We start from the raw sequence: 17,659 nt of genomic DNA, 5'->3' as shown, positions 1-17,659 counted from the left end.
TGGTGCGGCGGGATGGGATGACCAAACAGAAGAAGGAACGGAAACCGAACGAAAAGCTGATTGCGATGCGGCTCGGCAGAGTGTCGCCGTCGGGATCGGGCCGTCCGTTGTCCCGAGAAGAGCTTGCCGACGCCTGCAACCGGATCCTCGAACGCATATACGAAAGGCAGAAGCAGAGGCGCGGGTGGGCGGGCTTTAACGCGTCCTACATCGGTGGTCTTGAGTTGGGCGAGCCAGCGTGGCCCAACGCTGATTACCGGGCCGCGCTCCGTGAGTTTTTCGGAGCCACCGACACCGAACTCGGTTTCTACATCGACCGCCCGGACCGGGCGCCGGAAATTGGCGCGAACGCGCTGGGAGCCAAGCCCGCAGAGCACGTACTTCACCAAGGGGTGATGAAGGCAGGCGGCGATATCGGGGCAATTTTGACGGCCACTGACCAGGTTCGACGCGGGGTCGAGGAATTTCTCGACAAGGACACAACATTTGCGGGTAAGGTAAGCAGGCTGCAAGATGCTGTCGGCATCCATGCCCGGGACATACTGACCGTTCCGCCGCTGGAAATGGTGTCACGAATTGGCTTGGATCTGCTCGACACCCTGAACGTGGTTCAGCTACCTGGCATGTCACGGACCCGGGAACTGCACACGGTGCTCGCAAAACTCGCCGTGCTCACCGCAGACGAGATGAACGTGGTGGGCAACGTCTACGCCGCTCGCGCCTGGTACGCGACCGCGATGACGGCCGCAGACCGGGCCGGAGATCCCGGGCTGCGCGCTGATGTTTGCGCTTTATCGGCAATGATGCCCCTCTACCACGGGAACCCGGCCGAGGCTGTCCGCCTAGCTCAGCGCGCACGAGCGCTGGCGGGCGGCAGCAAATGCCTGGCCACTCCGCTGGCGCCGATGCTCGAAGCTCTCGCGTGGGCGTCGCAAGGCAACCGAGAGCGCGCCCAAGATGCGTTATCAGACGCTATCCGGAATTACGACGCCGCGAGCGGGGACGTTCGCAGCGAAACGGCGTTCGGCCTATCACTGCGACGCAGATTGTTCTATGAAGGTCGGATTCTCACTAGGATTCACGAATACCGTTCGGCCGGGGTTGCGCACCAGCAGGCGCTGGAACTCTATCCCGAGGACGTCGTGGGCGACAGAACGATTATCAAACTCGACACGGCTGCCGCCCTCTTCGCGCTCGCCGAGCCGGAGCATGGTGCAGAAGTGGTCAGCAGCGCCCTCCGGGCACTGCCAAGCGGGCATCAAGCCTCGATATTTACGGCTACCGCAACCGAGGCCATCGACAGGGCTGCGGACAAGGCGCGGACGCTGCCGGCCGTGCGATCGTGTTTTGAGCTACTTGATGACCTTGGGCGCCAGGGTCGCGCCGGCCTTAAGGGGAAGGATGGCGTCGGATGATCAGCGACCGGGTGCAAGGTACCGCTCGACTGCCTGGACCTTCTCCGCTAGCGCGTTTTCAGCGGCGGGGCGGTAATCGACCTTGATGACGGTGCTGACTCGCGGTGCCCGCGATGCCACCGCCTCCACCGCCTTCCTCACTACGTCTAGCACCTCGTCCAGAGTGTCGCCCTCAACGAGGGTGAACATCGCATTGGTTTGATTCGGCAGACCTGATGCCCGGACCACTCGAACGGCCTCTGCGACGATCTCGCCAACGTCCTCGCCGACACCGAGCGGAGTGACAGAAAATGCAACAAGAGCGGACATAGCGAACGGCCTCCCAAGATTCAGTGGATCCAGGGCGCCCAGCCTATCTGTGGTCGGTGCCCACAAGCCTGGCCAAGATCGTGCGGCGCGGCGTTCCCGGTGCGCGTGGAGTCGCCGCGTAACCTCCTGCCATGCCCATCGCACTCCTGTTCCGGTGGGTCGCTGACCGGCCGGCGCCGGATGCCGTCGTGGTGCAGGTCTGCGGCTGGCTGTTCGATGACCACGGGCGTGTGCTCGTGTAGGACACCCCGGACGGCCACAACCTTCCCGGGGGCAGCCCCGAGTTGGTCGATGTCGACGCAGCGGCGACTTTGCACCGGGAGGCGGCGGAGGAGTCGCAGGTGCGTCTGGTCGATCTGGTGCTCCTCGGGCACGAGCTTGCGGGCGACGGCGCGTACCTGCGTATGGTGGCGCGGATCGTCGGGTTCGACGCCCGCCGGCCGGACTCGGATGGTGGCCGTCTGCTCGGCCGCCGCCTGGTGCCCGTGGTCGACGTGCCGCTCCTGCTGGGCTGGGGCGAGTCCGGAGCGGAGCAGGCCGTCCTTGCCGCCCGGGTTGCGGAGAGCAGGTGGGCGCTGCCGGTGTGGTCTCCCACCGCCCCCGCCGGCCACGGTCGACTAGCGGACTGCCCACGGCACGACCCCACGTAGGAAGCGGCCCACCGCAGCCGTCGTGGTCGAAGCGGCAGTTCAGCTCGCCAAGACCGATCTTGGGAGAACGACGATTCCGGGGATGTTGCAGTGGGCTTGGGCGTGCCGGGTGAGCATGAGTCGCGTCACGCGGCCTTCTGGGGCAGGTCATGCGGTTAGACGTCGGGGCGGCGGTTGTAACAGGTGCCGCAGTCGAGGATCGTTCAGGCTCGGGTAGGCGACGTCAGCGGCGGGTAGGAGCAGGTCCGGCTGTGACGGTACGCCGATGACGTAGAGGCCGGCGGTGTGGGCGGCGAGTGCTCCGGCGGCGGAGTCTTCGACCGCGATCGCGTTGTGTGGGTCGGCCTGGAGGCGGTGGCACGCGGCGAGGTAGACGTCCGGGGCGGGCTTGGGCGCGGGGACGTCGTCGCTACCGACGACGACGTCGACCAGGTCGATGATTCCGATCGCGGTGAGGTACTCGACGACCGCGTCGTGCAGGGTGTTCGACGCGACGCCGATGGGGCGGGATCGGGCGAGGGTGGTGACGAGTTCGACCGCGCCCGGCATGGGGGGTACTCCGCGGCCGAGGTTGGTGGTGACGAGATCGAGGACTTCGGTGGCGAGTTGGTGGTGTCGCTCGGGTTGGTGGAGGAGGCGGCCGAGTTCCTGGCCGAGGCCGGTGAGGGTGAGACCGAGCAGGCGGTGTCGGTCCGGGCGGCTGAGGGTTGCGTTGTGGCGGGCGAAGAGGGTGGCGTAGGCGCCGTCCCAGACTCCCTCGGTGGCGACGAGGGTGCCGTCGCAGTCGAAGATCACGGGGCCGGTGGGCAGAGGGCGTGCCCTGCGCGGCAAGGTGTCGGTCATGGTCATGCTCCCTCTGCGGCTCGGTGGGCGGTGGCGGCGGCGAGGAGTGGGAAACGGGGGTCGTGGTGCGCACGTTCGGTTTCGGTGAGTTCTTCGGCGGCTTCGCCGAGGAGGGCGGCGAGGCAGGTGCGCAGGTTGCCGTAGCCGGTGACCTGGGTGGGGCCGGGCCAGGGGGTGAGTAGGTGGCGCAGGCCGGCGGGGGTGAATCGCCAGCGGTCGGCGGGGCCACCGCTGGGGCTGATCCGGGCGAGGCACGGGACGGTGAGCAGGAGGGTGCCACCGGGGCGTAGCGCGGAGTGACAGGTACTGAGTGCGGCGGCCGGGTCGGGCAGCAGTTGCAGGGTCTGGGTGAGGATGAGGCAGTCGAAGGCGACGGCTGGGAGACTGCCGGGGACGGTGAGGTCAGCCTGGAGGGTGGCGCGGATGTTGGTGGGGTCGATGTCGATGATGGTGGTGGAGGTGAGTCGGTCAGCGCCGTATCGGCGTACGTAGGTGTCGTCTTTGATTTCGGCTGCGTCGCCGTGGACCAGCTCGCGGTGGTGGGTGAGGAAGAGGTCGATGTAGATGCGGTCGACGGGTGTTCCTCGCTCGTAGCCGTAGCAGTCCGACAGCGGCTGGAGAGGCAGGGTCACCAGGTGCCGCCTGGGGCCGGGAGTTGGGTGTGCAGGTGGCGGGCATGGGTGAGGGCTTGCTGAAGGTCGTTGGTGAGCTGGTGGATGCGCCGGTCTCGGTCCGGCAGATCTGCGTGCCGATGATGCGAGGCAAGTTCACGACAGGCGACGAGGGCCACCGCGATCCAGAGCCCGACGTGAGCGCCGGATGGGGCGGTGATGTCGTGCAGGACGGTGCGGCGGGCGGCGGGGTTGTCGGCGAGGAAGATGAACAGCTTGGCGTGGTCGTAGCCGGCGGGTCGCCAGGCGGTGAACTCCAGGTCGAGCAGTGCGAAGCGGTCGGCGGTGGCGAGGGTGTTGCCCAGGTGCGCGTCACCGTGGCTCACTTCGATTGGTGTGTGGGTGCGGGTGGCCAGGTCGGTGAGCAGGCGCGCGTCGGCAACGTCGAGGACATCGCCAGCGAACGGTGCGAGTTGGGCGGGATAGTCGGTGTCGTCGGGGATGGCTGCCGGGGAGGTGGGCCGCCATTGGTGCAGTGCGGTGAGTGCGGTGAGCATGCGTCGGGTGGTCGCGACGCTGACGCTGCCGGCCGGGGGGTAGCGGTCCGGGTGTAGTGGGGTGCCGGGCAGTGCGGTCACGACGAGCAGCGGCAGGTGCGGGTCAGCCGCGACGAGGTCCGCGACCGGAACGGGTGGACCCCCAATTCTCCGGAAGGTCTGGTAGATGCCGATTTCGTGGCGGCATCGGTCGTGCCACCACGGGCGGGGGTCGGTCGGCTGCTTGGCGATGACCTGCTGTCCGTGCAGGAGGCCGCGTTGCAGGAGCGAGGTGCCGGTGCGGATCGGAGCGCCGGTGGGTGTGAAGCCGGGGCAGGCGGTCTGGAGGTGCTCGGCGAGGGCGATGCCGCTCATGCTGGTACTCCCGCCTCTGGCAGGAGCCGCCATGAGGGGACGGGTGGCCCGGCGAGGCTGCGGATGAACGCGGCGGCGGCCGTGGCGAGCAGTGAGGGCGGCATGGTGCCGTCGAGGGTGAGCTGCCGTCGGGGTGGGAGCAGTCGCAGCCAGGTGCGGCAGGTCTGGTCGATGCGGGCGCGTGCGGCGGGGTCGTCGAGGTGGCTGGCGACGGGTCCGCGGGCGGTGCGGCGGATGTCGGTGACGGGGTCGGGGATGCTCAGGTAGAGGTAGGCGGTCGGTGTGAGGATCTGTCCGGTGGCTGCGGCGTCGGCGTAGAGGGTGGCAGCGCCGCTCGGGTCGGCGGGGACGCCGAGGGCCTGCATGCCGTACTCGTGCGCGATCAGCGTCAGCGGGCTGCGGTCCAGCAGGACGACATGGCCGCGCCGGCTGGCGGTCGCGTGGGTGCGGGTGGCTATCCTCGTGCGGACCTGGCTGGCGCGGTGTCGTTCGAGGTCGAGGAACTGCCGCAGCGCAGCGCTGACCTGGGTGTGGTCGGTGGGTGGCCATGGCGGCAGCGGGACGAGGTCGGTGTATTCGGGGGCGATGATCGCGTCGGTTCGGGGGGCCAGGTGGCGGACGAGGGTGCTCTTTCCCGAGTAGCAGAGCCCCTCGACAGCGACGATTACGGGCGCGGTCTCGTGTGGGCGAGTGGGGGTGGGGGTTGTCACGGCGTGCCTCCCGGATCCGGGTTTTGAGGGGCGGTAGGAATAGACCGTGGTGACAGAAGAGGCTGGTGTGGCCAGTGAGACTCGTGATGCTGGGGCGCTCGATGCCGTGGCTGCGGCGTTCGGGCTCGGCCCGGTCGAGAACGTCGAGGTGATCGCCGCGGGTCTGATGAACCGCAACTGGCAGGTGTGGACCGCTCGCGGGGTGTTCGCGGTCAAGCAGATCCTCGACATCGACGCGACCGCCGCCCGCCGTCAGCACGCCGCGACGCGGGCGCTGGCGGAGCGCGGCCGGCCCGTCCCGGCACCGCTGGCCACGGCGGATGGTGACACCCTGCTGGAGCAGGCCGGACACATTTACGCGGCGGCGCCGTGGGCCCGGGGAGCGCACCGCGAGGGCCTGGACCTGTCGGTGCCCGAGGCAGCGGCGCTGGGCGCTGTGCTGGCTGATCTGCACGCCGACCTGGCGCAGGTGATGCCGATAGTGCCGGAGACGATGCGGGAGCCGGTCACCGAGCCGGCCACGACCAAGGACAAGATCGACCGCTACACAGCGGCAGCGGCGGCTCGACCAGTCCGAGACGGGATGGACGAGTTCGTGCTGGACCGGTTGCGGGTGCGCCGGCACCTGCTGGCGCAGGTCGGGCACCTGCGCCCGGACGACGATGTCGATGTCGGCCCGTGCGGCTGGGTGCACGGGGACTTCCAGCACCTCAACGTGCTCTACGCCGACGGCGATGTGAGCGCGGTCCTGGACTGGGATCGCCTCAAGCCACGTCCGCTGGCGGCGGAGGTCGTGCGCTCGGCGACGCTGCTGTTCGGCTTCGGCGACGAGCGGGGGCTGGATCTGGCGAGGGTGCAGGCGTTCGCCGCCGGCTACCGGTCGCGGCGGAAGGTGGCGGATGAGGCACTGACGGATGCGGTACACCGGCTGTGGTGGGAGCGGGTGTGCGACACGTGGCAGTTGCGTCGCCGCTACGAGCACGCCGACACCTCCTGTGATCACTTGTTCCGGTCGGCTGAGGCGCTGTTGGGCTGGTGGACCGCGCATCGCCCGCAGGTCGCGGCGGCGTTCACGGGCTGATCGGGGGCTGCCCCACGTCAGCGCATACGCGGTCGAGCACCGTCGCCAGCTCGGCGGCGGTACGTGCGGTCGGGCCGATGGCGGCGGCGCGGGCGCCCCGCGCCAGCCCGGTCCGCCAGGCGGCCACTCGCTGCTCGGGCGGTGGTGTCTCGGCGACGGCCGCGGAGTACACCTGGCCGTGGGTGACGAAGTCGTGCCAGCAGCGTGCCGCCCAGGTGCTCGCGCCGGGCAGGCTGCGGCCGGCGAAGAACGCGAAGAAGCTGCCGATCATCTCCTCGTGGAACAGGTGCTCCGGTACGCGGCAGCCGGTGTCGGCGCGGGGTTCGGCGGCCAGCGTGACGAGGTCGGCGAGCGGCCGGTCGAGGATTGGCAGCGGTGTGGTCAGGTCCTCGGGGTGCATTGGGTAGCGGCCGATGGCTCCCCACTTGAGGTGAGCGGCGCTGAGGCGGGGGTCGGGGCAGTGCCACAGCCGCGTGCCGGTGTCGGTCAGGTCGGCGGACAGGTGCAGGTGGTCGGAGTACGAGCTGGCCCAGCTCGACAGGTCCACGAACCCGCCGATGCGGCGTAGCGCGTCGGCGTCGAGCAGCGCGGTGCCACCGATCAGCTCGACCGGCAGCGGCGCGACGATCCCGGCCGGGGAGTCGAGCCGTGGCGGGTTGCTGCCGTACTCGGTCGGCCAGGTGTGGAAGTGCGTGCTGAACCGGGCTCGGGCGGGGTCGAGGCGGCCGATCTGTGCCTGCGGGTGGCATTGGTGCGGGCGCAGCGCCCGGTAGTAGAAGGGCAGCATCACCGCCCCGCTGGCCGGGTCCTGCTCATGCAGGATGTGCATGGTGTGCGCGGCACCGGCGGCGGCGTACGGGGTGAAGACGCAGTCGTCGTCGCCGAACAGCAGCCACCGGCAGCCTGCCGCCGCGACCGCCGTGTTACGCGCGGCGTGGGCGCCAGCGTGCGCGGCCAGCCGGATGGCCCGTACCGGGACGCCGAAAGCTGCCTGGTAGACGTCGAGGACGTCGGGGGTGTAGTCGGTGGATCCGTCGTCGACGACGACGATCTCTGCCAGGACGTCGCCGGCCTGCCCGCGCAGCGTGTCGAGGGCCCAGGTGAGCGGGTTGTCGCGCAGCCGAACGGCGGGGTCGAACGGGCATCGGTTGTAGGTGGCTAGCACCGCCGAGACGCTGTGGGCGGGCACCCGGTGCAGGGCGGCGGTGAACGCGGCATCGGCGGCCAGGGCAGGGATGCTCATCGTGTCACCGTTCGGTCTTGTCGTGAACGAGATGGTCACCGCCCATGGCGGCACGGGCCAGATCGTGGAGGCACCGCCACGGGCCGGCGCTGGAGACCAGCGACGCGGCGAGAAGTCCGGCGACTTCCCGGGTACCGAACCGGCGCGGTGCACCGGGCTCACCGGATCGGGCCAGCAGGACGGCGGGTGCAAGGAGGTAGGTGGACAGGGCGGCGGTCGCCGATGCCGCAGCGAGTTGGTGGCGGCGGGCGATGGCGGGCAGTAGGAGGGTGGCGGCGATGGCCGGGGACTGTCCCAGCCACAACGCGCCCCGGGCTATGCCCTGCGCGGTCAGCCAAGCTCGGGTGCGGCTGTCGCTTCGCTGTGCGGATGCCGCGAGGCGCGCGGCGGCGGGGTATTGCGGGTAGGAGAAGAACCACTGCCGGTGCTGGCGGACCAGAGCGGCGACGGTCGTGGGGGAGTCGGCGACTTCCAGCAGGGGCAGGACATGGATGGGTTCCCGGGCGGCGGAGAGCTGGTAGCCGAACGCGAGGTCTTCGTTCATCGTCGCGGTCGGCAGGCCGTTGACGTCGTGCCAGAGGTCGCCGCGGACGAACAGGCCGTGGCCGGTGCAGTGCCCGAGCCGAGGCCACCGGGCCGACCGTCGTTGGGCCTGAGCGGCCTGGGCACGCAGGCGGGGAACCTCGCGGGCAAGGCTCCACCGCGACTGCAACAGTGCCGCCCCATCGGACACCGCACCACCGAGGCCACTGCCGCCGCCGAGGGCGAGAGTGTGCAGGGCGGACTGCTGCACCGCCCGGGCGGCGGGTGGTGCAGCAGCCAGCGCCGCGAGGGTGCCGGGGTGGGGGCGAGAGTCGGCGTTGTAGACGCCGATCCACATCGTCTCCGGTGCCACCCCAGCGCAGGCGAGGCGCCGCAGTTCGGCGCCGACGGCGTGATTGATCTGGTGGACCATCACCGCGCCCGCGTCGGGGTGATGATGGTGCCGCACCAGGCCATCGCTGTCGGCGGCGAATTTCGCTGCCAGCTCCGGTGTGGACGGCAGCTCCTGGAACGCGGCCTCGACCCGGCTGCGGTAATCGATCGTCGGATCGCCCGACGCCTCGGCGAGCTGCCCGAGCAGGTCGGCGGGCAGAACTCCAGCGAACCGGCGGGACAGGTACGCCACGGTGCGCCGCCGCCGCAGTGCGGCGGCCAACTCCCCGAGCCGGCCGGCGGCCTCGTGCCGGTCGTGGTGTTCGCGCTCGGTGGTGGCCAGCACAACGGTCGCCGGCCCCCAGGACTGTGCGAGGGCAGTGAAGTAGTCCACCGTCGGCGCGATCACGGTTTGCTCGCGCAGCATCGGCAGGATCAGTAGCACATGCCGCCCACGGGCGGCCTCGCCTGCGGCCGTGGCGTCGGCTGCCGGCCGGTGCCGTCGTAGCCAGCGCAGCGAGGCGGCGACCTGACTGGTGCCGGTGATGCCACGGACGGCGACGGCGGCGGTGGCGGCCCAGCAGAGGGCGGCGGCGGTGCGGCGCGCGGTCACAGCAGGGCTCCGAGCCGCAGGACAGCGAACGCCTCCCGGTGTCCGCCGGTGGTGGTGACGCCCCGCCAAGCGGACAGCAATGCACCACCCGGCCCGACTTGGCTTGACTGGCCGGCGCCCTTGACGGCGGGCGATTGGCTGACGTAGCACTCCAGCGCGGTGACCTTGAGGTCGACCACGGTGGTGATGTCGCACAGGTAGGCAGGGGAGGTGATGGGCTGCCACACCTCGTACCCGAGAACTGTCGGCACCCAATACGGCGGACCGCAGTCGCCGAAGTTGCTGCTACCGGCCATGCCAGCGGCTCGCCAGCACAAGGCGAACGCGGCCTCGTGGTCGAACGCCCCATCGTGAGGGTGGGGCAGGTAGAGCAGGTCCGGGCAGACCTGCCGCAGTAACCGGGTCACCGCGGTGAACTGGCCGGTGTCGTGGGGATTGATTCCGCCGTCAGGCAGGCCGAGGAAACGCACCTGCGTCTCAGGCACGCCCAGGACAGCAGCGGCGCGAACAGCCTCGGCCTGCCGGGTGCGGCTCAGCTCGTTGGCGGTGACGGTCCGGCTGCCGCGCTCGCCGTTGGTCAGGTGCCCGATCGTCACCTGGTGCCCGGCGCCGGTGTGCAGGGCGATGGACCCGCCGGGCCCGATGGTTTCGTCGTTGGGGTGCGGTGCAATAGCCAGAACTCGCATGACGACTCCCTTGCACGAGGGATGAAGGCTGTCCGCCTGTACTCCGAGCCGTCGGCGTCCACCGGCGATCTTGCGGAGAGTTCGGACAGTTTCGATGCAACCCAGAGTGCCTAGAGGGTGGCTTAACGTGAAGTGCCGGAGGGTCATAGGCCACGCTGCGTGACCCGCTCGACTAGGCCGTTGTGGCACACCGGCTTGCGCCCCTGCCGTACCGGCTATGCCGAGACGGCATAGCCGAAGTCGAGATTGGTGCTATTCATCGAAGAAGTCGCCTCGCGCGGTCCCGTGGTCCGTTGTGGGCGCGTACGGTGCAAGGAGACGGTCAAGCGGGAGGATCATCGTGATTGGTGAACAGATCGCCCGGCTACGAAGTGCCGTGCACCTGACCCAAGACCAGCTTGCCGAACGGGCCGGGATCTCTGTCGACGTGATCCGGCGCCTCGAGCAAGGCGTCCGCCACTCCGCACGCCTCAACACACTGACGAAGATCGCAAGCGCCCTCGGCGCCGAACTGTCCGTGATCATCGCGCCGCGAACCACCTTCGCGCCCGAGCCCGACCGTGGCATCCCCGCAATCCGCGAAGCGATCACCAGCTCCACCGTCGACCAGCTCGGCGGGCTCGCGGAGAGCGACGCAGACATCGACCTCACGCGACTGGCGACCTCGGTCGACAGCGCCTGGCACATCTGGCAGCGCGGCGAGTACAGCATCCTCGGCCGGCTTCTGCCCGGCCTCATTGCCGAAGCCCGCCACGCCAGCAGAGAATCCACCGGCATTGACCAGGAACACGCCTTCTCGCTCCTCGCGACCGTCTTCGAGCTTGCCGCCGGTGTCACTGTCATGCTCGGACACGAAGACCTCGCCTGGCTCAGTACCGAACGCGCCGTCGTGGCATCCGAACACTGCGCCGACGAAGTCACCAAGGCATCTGCCGTGTACTGGGCCGCATGGATCCTCCGCAGGCAAGGCCGATTCCGAGAAAGCCTCACTGCCGCCACCCGGGCAGCCGAAACCCACGAACCCCGAATGACCCGCGCCACCCCAGCACAACTCACCGTGTGGGGCGGCCTCCTGATCAACGCCGCCGGAGCCGCGGCCCGCGATGACCGCGCCGACACCGCCACCGACCTACTCGCCTTCGCGCGTACCGCAGCCGTACGCCTCGGCCAAGACCGAGTCGACCGATGGAGCGTGTTTGGACCCCGTCTGGTCGCGCAAAGCGCGGTCATCAACGCCACCGAACTCGGCGACTTCGACACCGCCGTCCGCCTCTCCGCCGAGGTGGAAGCCACGCGTAGCCGCGTGCCAGTCACCTGGGAATCGCGGTATCTCCTTGCCCTGGCACAGGCGCAAACCGAACTCGGTCAAGACGTCCCAGCAACCGAAACCCTGCACAAGACACGGCGGCTGACCCCCGAGTGGATCCGATACCACCGACTTGCCCGCGACCTCACGGCCGAGCTAACCACGCGCATCCCTGCCGGTCGAAAGCCGGAGCTGGATGAGCTCTCGCGGCACTTGCTGATGACGTAGGACGCTGGCGTCGCCAGGCGGCGGAACGGTCAACGGGCAATCATCAGTTCGCCTTGCTCGTCAACGTACTCAGGCGGGAGGGCGACGCCGAGCAGGCTTGCCTGCTCGCGCAGACGACCACTGGTCGCGGCGTGACGCACGTCGCGAATCTGTTTGACGCCCCAGCCGTAGCGCCTCCTGGCCTCGTCCTCGAAGCCGAGGCTGATTGGGCCGGTGCCCAGCCCGTCCTTACGCATGCTGATCCAACAACCGACCCACCGGGCGCAAGCCTCGGCGGTCTGTGGCACCTTGATCTCACGGGTCCCGCCGCCAAGTTCTCCATGGGAAGCGTCAGGCATTTTCGGAGACGCGGGGCGCCGTGGCTTTGTCGGCTGCGGAATACGTCCGGGCCTGTGCTCCTGCTTCGCGGTGGCTACCTCGTGCGACCCAGTGGGCTCACCCCTCGTGGAAGCGGCGGGTGTAGCAGTGGAGGCGACCGGTACCGGCGTAGGTTGGTCGCCGCCGCATGCAGTACCAGAAGCGCGTCCAGATTGACTGGGCGCTTCTGTGGCTTGAGGCAAAGTCACGGATGCTGCCTGGATTCGGCCGCCCAATTCCACCAAGCACACTGAGGCGACGATCACGAGTCCGTCGACAGTGAGGGGTATGAGGTACGGGCCCGCTCCGGTTTCGCCGTAGCGTGCGACGACGGCGACCATGTGCCAGTACGAGACCCACGCTGCGATTCCCGCGATGATCGCCGTCGTAACCAGCCTGATAGCAGCCAGAGCGCGGCGGTGTACCGGGACGCGGGAGATCAGTTCGATCGTGAGTAGGAGCGCCAGGGGTGGCCAGGCCGCGATCGCTTGGCTGATCGGGTGCGGGTCGGCGTGCAGGATGTTGGCGATGGTGGAGGCGATCACGCCGAGGGCGAGGGTGGCGCGTACGGCCCAGCGAATGGCCTTGAGTTGCTTGAGGGGCACGTCTTCGTCCTTCCGCTGTCGGGCCATACCTAACTATATAATGATGCCCCCGTTCGGGTTGCTGCAAGGTCCCTGGCGCTACGCGGATAGGACCGCGCAGCGATGGGCTGCCTCCGCCGTTGGTTCAGGAGCATCGTCCGGCGCGCTCGTCACGTGCCCGCTCATGATTCTGCCCAGGAGGCGTTACCACCCCTGTCGTCGCAGCTCGTGAGGGCGCCAAGACCGAGCGCCAGGGACATCGGAGGTGGTTGCTGGCTACTCGCCGGAGTGGCCGGCAGCGGCATCGTTCTCCTGGCGCATCCGCTTCACGAGGCGATACACCGTTTGCAGGCTGACTGGAGGGTCGAACTCCGCCGACAGCAGTGCGGCGAGTTGGCGGGCGGTAGGTTCCGGCTGTCCCTTGGCTGTTGCTGCTAGGACACGGCGAAGGTCTGCGGTTGTTGGACGCCGGCCCGGAGGTCGGCCGCTGCTCGTCCGACGTGTGGCCGGGAAGCTCCAGGCGACGGCATCACCCATATGCCATTGATAGGGCGCCTGTAGGGAGAGCGGGCGAGGCAGATACCCAGGGCGTCCGGCCAGCCAGTCGTCCAGACTGAGCTTGACATATGTCTTGACGGTCTCTAGCGCTACGCCCCTCAGGCGGGCGAAGTCCGACACGCCGATCACGCGCTCCGGATCATCGACCTGCGGAGGCGAAGGAAGAGCCGGCTCGGACCTCTTCCGGTACGCGTCCAGCTCATCCAGAGCGAACCAGTCCTGATCGTCCAACCGCTCGGCAAGAGGCTCAGGCCAGCCAGTCTGGCCACGCTGCCCGGGGCTGGACTTCATCCGGACCGTATTCAGCGGAATGTTCAGGTACTCGGCCGCACCACGGCGGTTGGTTGCCCGTCGCCCACTGATGGTCCTGATCTCCACTCACTGCTCCTCCCGCCTCGGCACCATATTCAACTTGAAGGGCGGAAGCGACGTTGACGCGGCTGGCTCCGGACGGCGGTCGAGTGGGACAACCTCAGCGGGATGCGGCGGACACACCCACTATGGTGCTGTCGTCCTCTTGTCGCCGGTCGGATAGTGCAACCTGGCAACGCCAAGACGGCGGCGGACGAGGCCGAAGCCAGCCTCCTGGTAGTAGCTGATCAGCGGCGCCGATGCCGTGGTGATGATCAACGTCGCCTGCTGAGCAACGGCGAGTTGCTGGAGCCAGACGAGAAGCGGCCGTCCAGCCCCGCCACGCGCGAAGAAGTCTCGGCCCGGCCAGAGCAATGGGCGACCGGCGCGAGCCGGCCGCGGGCGAGTCATCCTCACCGCGAACCGCCCCGCTGGTCCTTCGCACCAGTGCGCGATCCACTGGGATCGCGGCGAGAATAGGCGCCACCAGCGGATGAGGGAGGCGACCGCGACGCCGGCGGGAAGGCCCAGAACGACCATGGCGGTTCCCATAAGCAGCGGTAGGGACACGGCGACCGCAGCCGAGCCTCCTGACACCCACTCAGCCACTCCAAGGACGCCGCTGCCGTCACGCATGTCCGTCCCAGCGCCCCACGCCATCCAAATCTGACCTCAGCTCGGATCGACAGATGCGTCATCGCCCACCACAGCCGGCGGCGTTGTCGGGAGTCGGTGGCGCCCACGTGGAAGCGCCAACCCGGAGTTGCTGGCGGAGCTTGTGGGACGGACGCAGGCGGTCCGCTATCCAAGGTCACTGTCGCACCCGCTTCTGCCTAACCGGCGATCCGAGATCGGATCCGTCCTCGCCGACCTCGGCCCCACGAAGCCACGCGGCTGCGGACTGTACCGCCCGCAGCCTGCCGAAGAGCGAGAGCCAGCCCCTGCCCGCCGACCAGATCGCAAAACCCGACGTGCCAGCGGTTGACGGTCGTGGTCCACGACGCGGTGACCTCGTCGAAGCTTCAGCGGGGTTGTCGCGGCGGACCTCGTCGATGCCCAGCACCGTCACCAGCTCCGGCTCGGCCGGCAACACCGCCGCGGCGTGAGCGGTGAACGCCGCCGCGAGGTCCAGTCGGGTCGCCGGGATCATCGAGTGGGCTGCCGATCTGCCGGCCGCGGTGTGGGACTGCTTCGGCGGGCTCGGGACCGGTTCACCGGTGCCCGGCGGATGCCTGATGCAGCCTCCTGTCCCGGGTGTTGTCTGGCCGCTCTGTCATATGCCGGTCATAGGAGTTGCGCTATCCGATCGCACTCGGTACATCACGATGCGTCGTTGTGTGGCTGGGGAGGATGACGTGGATCTGGGCTGGCTGGCGCAGCTGGGTACGACCGGCGCGTTGGTGTTGGTGCAGGCGGCCGCGACGGATGTGTGGCAGCTGGCCCGAGCAGGGTTCACCCGGCTGCTCGGCCGTGGCGACCGCAAAGGTGAAGCCGTCGCCGAACGACGGCTGGACGCCCTGGCCGCCGAGGTGGAACAGGCGCCTCCGGCGGAGCGTGACGAGGTACGCCGCCGGTTACTGTCGGCCTGGCAGACCCGCCTGGTCGATCTGATCGAGGAAGACCCGTCCGCGGCTGAGGCCCTCCAGGTCTTGCGTGACGAGTTGCTGGCGCGGCTGCCCGCCCCGCAGCAGCAGTGGGTACAGAACATCACCGCTTCCGCGCCCCACGCCACCGCCCAAGGGGTGACGTTCGGCAACATCATCAACCATTCGAACCTGGCTACGGACCCGGGCAACCGGGCGGATGGTGACGGGTCGCTGCGGTGAACATTGCGCCGGGTGTCGAGATCTACCAGAACGTCACGGCGGTTGCCGGCACTGCTTATGGGGTGATCGGCGCGGATCTGCATGTCTTTGGCGATGGCACGCCGCTGTATCTGTTGGAGGAACACCGCCCTCCACAGGCACTGGAGCGGGCGTGGTTGCGGGAGCTGCCGTCTCGGATGCTCAACGCCCGTACCGGTGTGGTCGCGTTCACCGGCCGTGACCGCGAGCGCGACGAACTGCACGCATGGCGCGAGTCGGAGCCCCGGCTGGCGGTGCGGTGGCTGCACGCTCCGGGCGGGCAGGGCAAGACCCGCCTGGCCGACCACGTCGCCGCCCACGCTACCGTCGACGGTTGGAAGGCGGTCATGGCTGTGCCCGACGTCGGCACGGTCGGGCCGTTGCCGGGCAGCCAGGATCTGCGCCTGGACGGGCACCGGGGAGTGCTGCTGATCGTCGATTACGCCGACCGGTGGCCCCTGTCCGCCCTGATCTGGCTGCTGCGTAACTCGCTGCTGCACCAGCACGAGAAGCCAGCGCGGGTGCTGCTGCTGGCCCGCGGCACCGCGGCGTGGCCGGCACTACGCGCCACCCTGGAAGACCACCGTGTGCGGGCCAGCAGCTCCGAGCAGTATCTGGACCCGTTGGCCACCGACAACGACGCCGGCCGGTGGGCGATGTTCACCGCCGCCCGGGACGCTTTCGCCGCCATCTACCAAATCGCCGACCCCGCCGCCGTCGCCCCGCCCATCAGCCTGGATCGTCCCGAGTTTGGGCTCACCCTTACCGTGCACGTCGCCGCGCTGGTCGCCGTTGACGCCCATGCCACCGGTAACCAGCCGGCCACCGAACCCGACCAGCTGACCCGCTACCTACTCGACCGCGAACGTACGTACTGGCGCCGGCTGTACGAGGGCCAGACCCGCGGGCTGGACCACCACACCCCCGACAGCGTCATGGCCCGCACCGTGTTCACCGCCGCCCTCTCCGGCCCCCTGGCCCACCCTGAGGCCATCACGCTGCTGCGCCGGGTAGAGCAGGAGTTGCCAGCGGAGCGAATCATCACCGACCACACCCGCTGCTACCCACCCACCGACCGCGACCGGGCCACCGTCCTCGAACCGCTGTACCCGGACCGGCTCGCCGAGGACTTCATCGCCCACACCCTGCCCGGCCCCAACCACCCCGCCGAAGCATGGGCACCCACCCGGCTCGACCACCTGCTGAAACCCCCACCGCCGTCCAGAAAACGACGCTGGTGGCAACGCAGCCCCACGTCACCACCCGCGCCGGCATACACGGCGCGCGCCGTCACCTTCCTCACCGCCGCCGCGGCCCGCTGGCCCCACCTCGGACCCACACACCTGTACCCGCTCCTACGCAACCAGCCGCACCTCGCGATCACCGCAGGCAGCGCCACCCTCACCACCCTCGCCACCATCCCGGACATCGATACCGACGTTCTAGAAGCCGTCGAAGCACTGCTCCCTCAGACCCGGCACGTCGATCTCGACGTCGGCGGCGCCGCACTCACCACCGCGCTCATTCACCATCGCCTCGCCACCACCAGCGACCCGGTCGACCACGCCCGCCTGCACGCCACCCACGCCTGGCGCCTGGCCAACGCCGGCCTGCGCGACCAAGCCCTGGCGCCCCACCAGGAGGCCGCCGACCTGTACCGGCAGTTGGCGCAGGCCAACCCGGCCGCCTACCTACCCGACCTCGCGATGTCGTTGAGTAACCTCGGCGTCATGCTGTCGGAGCTGGGACGCAGAGAGGAAGCCCTGGCACCCTCCCAGGAAGCCGCCGACCTGTACCGGCAGTTGGCGCAGGCCAATCCGGCCGCCTACCTACCCGACCTCGCGATGTCGTTAAACAACCTCAGCAACCGGCTGTCGGAGCTGGGACGCAGAGAGGAGGCCCTGACACCCTCCCAGGAGGCCGTAACGATCCGTCGGCAATTGGTGCAGGCCAACCCGGCCGCCTACCTACCCAACCTCGCGACGTCCCTCAACACCATCAGCATCCGGCTATCGGAGCTGGGACGCAGAGAGGCCGCCCTGGCAGCTTCCCGGGAAGCTGCCGACCTGTACCGGCAGCTGGCGCAGATCAACCCAGCCGCCTACCTACCCAACCTCGCAATGTCGTTGCACAACCACGGCAACCGGCTATCGGAGCTGGGACGCAGAGAGGCCGCCCTGGCAGCCTCCCAGGAAGCCGCCGACCTGTACCGGCAGTTGGCGCAGGCCAACCCGGCCGCCTACCTACCCGACCTCGCGGCGTCGTTGAACAACCTCGGCAGCCGGCTGTCGGAGCTGGGACGTAGAGAGGAGGCCCTGGCACCCTCGCAGGAGGCCGTGACGATCCGTCGGCAGTTGGCGCAGGCCAACCCGGCCGCCTACCTACCCGACCTCGCGATGTCGTTGAACAACCTCGGCAGCCGGCTGTCGGAGCTGGGACACAGA

At 69.1% G+C, this 17,659-nt stretch carries 17 protein-coding genes; 6 read left to right on the top strand and 11 right to left on the bottom strand.

Features of this window, described 5'->3' with window-relative positions; all coding sequences use genetic code 11:
- The first annotated feature begins 17 nt into the window (after nt 1–17).
- Complete coding sequence (locus ACIBMZ_RS29990) at nt 18–1,415, top strand: hypothetical protein (protein ID WP_396699600.1); 1,398 nt, start codon at nt 18–20, stop codon at nt 1,413–1,415.
- Here ACIBMZ_RS29990 and ACIBMZ_RS29985 read toward each other — a convergent pair whose 3' ends face one another.
- Nucleotides 1,416–1,724 carry an MTH1187 family thiamine-binding protein gene (locus tag ACIBMZ_RS29985; protein ID WP_396699598.1) on the bottom strand — a complete coding sequence of 103 codons (309 nt, stop codon included), beginning with the start codon at nt 1,722–1,724 and terminating at the stop codon, nt 1,416–1,418. It lies immediately after the preceding gene.
- Nucleotides 1,725–2,065: 341 nt separating this feature from the next.
- Here ACIBMZ_RS29985 and ACIBMZ_RS29980 point away from each other — a divergent pair, with 341 nt between their 5' ends.
- On the top strand, nt 2,066–2,374 hold the full coding sequence (locus ACIBMZ_RS29980) for a hypothetical protein (protein WP_396699596.1): 309 nt from the start codon (nt 2,066–2,068) through the stop codon (nt 2,372–2,374).
- Nucleotides 2,375–2,521: 147 nt separating this feature from the next.
- Here the strand turns inward: ACIBMZ_RS29980 and ACIBMZ_RS29975 are convergent, their stop codons facing one another.
- Genes ACIBMZ_RS29975 through ACIBMZ_RS29960 form a run of 4 tightly spaced genes read right to left on the bottom strand, consistent with a single transcriptional unit; the run spans nt 2,522 to nt 5,449 of the window.
- Nucleotides 2,522–3,217 carry an HAD family hydrolase gene (locus ACIBMZ_RS29975; protein ID WP_396699594.1) on the bottom strand — a complete coding sequence of 232 codons (696 nt, stop codon included), beginning with the start codon at nt 3,215–3,217 and terminating at the stop codon, nt 2,522–2,524.
- Between the two features lie 2 nt (nt 3,218–3,219).
- Nucleotides 3,220–3,849 (bottom strand): methyltransferase domain-containing protein, encoded by a 630-nt coding sequence (locus ACIBMZ_RS29970; RefSeq protein ID WP_396699592.1) that lies wholly within the window; start codon nt 3,847–3,849, stop codon nt 3,220–3,222.
- The gene (locus tag ACIBMZ_RS29965) at nt 3,846–4,739 is read right to left on the bottom strand and encodes a phosphotransferase family protein (protein WP_396699590.1); all 894 of its coding nucleotides are present in this window, start codon (nt 4,737–4,739) and stop codon (nt 3,846–3,848) included. Before ACIBMZ_RS29965 ends, ACIBMZ_RS29970 begins: the two co-directional genes overlap by 4 nt.
- Nucleotides 4,736–5,449 (bottom strand): hypothetical protein, encoded by a 714-nt coding sequence (locus ACIBMZ_RS29960; RefSeq protein WP_396699588.1) that lies wholly within the window; start codon nt 5,447–5,449, stop codon nt 4,736–4,738. The genes ACIBMZ_RS29965 and ACIBMZ_RS29960 overlap by 4 nt, the downstream gene beginning before the upstream one ends.
- 106 nt (nt 5,450–5,555) lie before the next feature.
- Between ACIBMZ_RS29960 and ACIBMZ_RS29955 the strand changes: the two genes are divergently transcribed.
- A complete protein-coding gene (locus ACIBMZ_RS29955; RefSeq protein ID WP_396699586.1) occupies nt 5,556–6,530 on the top strand; it encodes a phosphotransferase in 975 nt (324 codons plus the stop codon).
- Here ACIBMZ_RS29955 and ACIBMZ_RS29950 read toward each other — a convergent pair.
- From ACIBMZ_RS29950 to ACIBMZ_RS29940, 3 genes are read right to left on the bottom strand one after another with little or no spacing between them, the layout of a single operon-like run.
- Nucleotides 6,520–7,773: a glycosyltransferase gene (locus ACIBMZ_RS29950; protein ID WP_396699584.1), complete on the bottom strand. Its 1,254-nt coding sequence runs from the start codon at nt 7,771–7,773 to the stop codon at nt 6,520–6,522. The genes ACIBMZ_RS29955 and ACIBMZ_RS29950 overlap by 11 nt on opposite strands.
- Before the next feature lie 4 nt (nt 7,774–7,777).
- Nucleotides 7,778–9,301 (bottom strand): hypothetical protein, encoded by a 1,524-nt coding sequence (locus ACIBMZ_RS29945; RefSeq protein WP_396699582.1) that lies wholly within the window; start codon nt 9,299–9,301, stop codon nt 7,778–7,780.
- Entirely contained in the window at nt 9,298–9,987 is a 690-nt protein-coding gene (locus ACIBMZ_RS29940; RefSeq protein ID WP_396699580.1) for a PIG-L deacetylase family protein, read from the bottom strand. The genes ACIBMZ_RS29945 and ACIBMZ_RS29940 overlap by 4 nt, the downstream gene beginning before the upstream one ends.
- 340 nt (nt 9,988–10,327) lie before the next feature.
- On the opposite strand from ACIBMZ_RS29940, the gene ACIBMZ_RS29935 reads away from it, so the two are divergent.
- Nucleotides 10,328–11,521 (top strand): helix-turn-helix domain-containing protein, encoded by a 1,194-nt coding sequence (locus tag ACIBMZ_RS29935; protein WP_396699578.1) that lies wholly within the window; start codon nt 10,328–10,330, stop codon nt 11,519–11,521.
- Between the two features lie 29 nt (nt 11,522–11,550).
- Here ACIBMZ_RS29935 and ACIBMZ_RS29930 read toward each other — a convergent pair whose 3' ends face one another.
- The 3 genes from ACIBMZ_RS29930 to ACIBMZ_RS29920 all read right to left on the bottom strand — a co-directional run bounded on the left by ACIBMZ_RS29930 (nt 11,551) and on the right by ACIBMZ_RS29920 (nt 14,521).
- On the bottom strand, nt 11,551–12,483 hold the full coding sequence (locus ACIBMZ_RS29930; RefSeq protein WP_396699577.1) for a DUF2637 domain-containing protein: 933 nt from the start codon (nt 12,481–12,483) through the stop codon (nt 11,551–11,553).
- A 255-nt stretch (nt 12,484–12,738) separates the two neighbouring features.
- On the bottom strand, nt 12,739–13,398 hold the full coding sequence (locus tag ACIBMZ_RS29925; RefSeq protein WP_396699575.1) for a hypothetical protein: 660 nt from the start codon (nt 13,396–13,398) through the stop codon (nt 12,739–12,741).
- 784 nt (nt 13,399–14,182) lie between these two features.
- The gene (locus ACIBMZ_RS29920) at nt 14,183–14,521 is read right to left on the bottom strand and encodes a hypothetical protein (RefSeq protein ID WP_396699573.1); all 339 of its coding nucleotides are present in this window, start codon (nt 14,519–14,521) and stop codon (nt 14,183–14,185) included.
- A gap of 205 nt (nt 14,522–14,726) precedes the next feature.
- On the opposite strand from ACIBMZ_RS29920, the gene ACIBMZ_RS29915 reads away from it, so the two are divergent.
- Together ACIBMZ_RS29915 and ACIBMZ_RS29910 are read left to right on the top strand one after the other, a co-directional pair.
- On the top strand, nt 14,727–15,197 hold the full coding sequence (locus ACIBMZ_RS29915; protein WP_396699571.1) for a hypothetical protein: 471 nt from the start codon (nt 14,727–14,729) through the stop codon (nt 15,195–15,197).
- Nucleotides 15,194–17,659: tetratricopeptide repeat protein (locus tag ACIBMZ_RS29910; RefSeq protein ID WP_396699569.1), on the top strand; the 2,466-nt coding region annotated here is incomplete at its 3' end. The genes ACIBMZ_RS29915 and ACIBMZ_RS29910, both read left to right, overlap by 4 nt.

The organism is Micromonospora sp. NPDC049900, from assembly GCF_044461025.1.
Taxonomy (GTDB): Bacteria; Actinomycetota; Actinomycetes; order Mycobacteriales; family Micromonosporaceae; genus Micromonospora.
The sequence above is the reverse complement of the archived record's forward strand: the minus strand, read 5'-3'. Positions and strand labels throughout refer to the sequence as shown.

What these genes read in the sequence shown, in the direction of transcription:
- ACIBMZ_RS29975 (WP_396699594.1), bottom strand. Translation starts at nt 3,217, where the DNA reads ATGACCGACACCTTGCCGCGCAGGGCACGCCCTCTGCCCACCGGCCCC.
- ACIBMZ_RS29950 (WP_396699584.1), bottom strand. Translation starts at nt 7,773, where the DNA reads ATGAGCATCCCTGCCCTGGCCGCCGATGCCGCGTTCACCGCCGCCCTG.
- ACIBMZ_RS29990 (WP_396699600.1), top strand. Translation starts at nt 18, where the DNA reads ATGACCAAACAGAAGAAGGAACGGAAACCGAACGAAAAGCTGATTGCG.
- ACIBMZ_RS29940 (WP_396699580.1), bottom strand. Translation starts at nt 9,987, where the DNA reads ATGCGAGTTCTGGCTATTGCACCGCACCCCAACGACGAAACCATCGGG.
- ACIBMZ_RS29965 (WP_396699590.1), bottom strand. Translation starts at nt 4,739, where the DNA reads ATGAGCGGCATCGCCCTCGCCGAGCACCTCCAGACCGCCTGCCCCGGC.
- ACIBMZ_RS29920 (WP_396699573.1), bottom strand. Translation starts at nt 14,521, where the DNA reads ATGATCCCGGCGACCCGACTGGACCTCGCGGCGGCGTTCACCGCTCAC.
- ACIBMZ_RS29985 (WP_396699598.1), bottom strand. Translation starts at nt 1,724, where the DNA reads ATGTCCGCTCTTGTTGCATTTTCTGTCACTCCGCTCGGTGTCGGCGAG.